Raw genomic sequence first — 467 nt, forward strand, 5'->3', positions numbered from 1 at the left:
GGTGTAGCGGTTAACATGCCTGCCTGTCACGCAGGAGATCGCCGGTTCGATCCCGGTCGGGACCGCCATTTTAATTTGGTTTAGTTAAGTCGGTAGAGGAAATTGTGCTTCTGCTGCAACTTGCGAAAAAGTATAAGAACTTTTGAGTATAGGACTTATTGCTAACCATGTTTAGGAAAAATGATAGCGGCTCAGTAGCTCAGTCGGTAGAGCAAAGGACTGAAAATCCTTGTGTCGGCGGTTCGATTCCGTCCTGAGCCACCTTATTTAATTTAAATGTAATATGGCGGTTGTGGCGAAGTGGTTAACGCACCTGATTGTGGTTCAGGCATTCGTGGGTTCGATTCCCATCAGTCGCCCCATTTTTTGCGGGTGTAGTTTAGTGGTAAAACCTCAGCCTTCCAAGCTGATGATGAGAGTTCGATTCTCTTCACCCGCTCCATAAGGGCCTATAGCTCAGCTGGTTA

The 467-nt window shown here is 47.1% G+C and carries 4 tRNA genes; all 4 read left to right on the plus strand.

Going from position 1 to position 467, the window contains the following annotated elements:
• The 4 genes from UB32_RS06700 (at position 1) to UB32_RS06715 (ending at position 442) form a co-directional block, all read left to right on the plus strand.
• Positions 1 to 68, plus strand: a tRNA-Asp gene (locus tag UB32_RS06700).
• A gap of 120 nt (positions 69 to 188) precedes the next feature.
• Positions 189 to 261, plus strand: a tRNA-Phe gene (locus UB32_RS06705).
• 25 nt (positions 262 to 286) lie between these two features.
• Positions 287 to 362, plus strand: a tRNA-His gene (locus UB32_RS06710).
• Positions 363 to 368: 6 nt separating this feature from the next.
• A tRNA-Gly gene (locus UB32_RS06715) sits at positions 369 to 442 on the plus strand.
• Positions 443 to 467 lie beyond the last annotated feature (25 nt).

Origin of the sequence: Mesobacillus subterraneus (assembly GCF_000934845.1) — a bacterium.
In the GTDB taxonomy this organism is placed as follows: Bacteria; Bacillota; Bacilli; order Bacillales; family Cytobacillaceae; genus Mesobacillus; species Mesobacillus stamsii.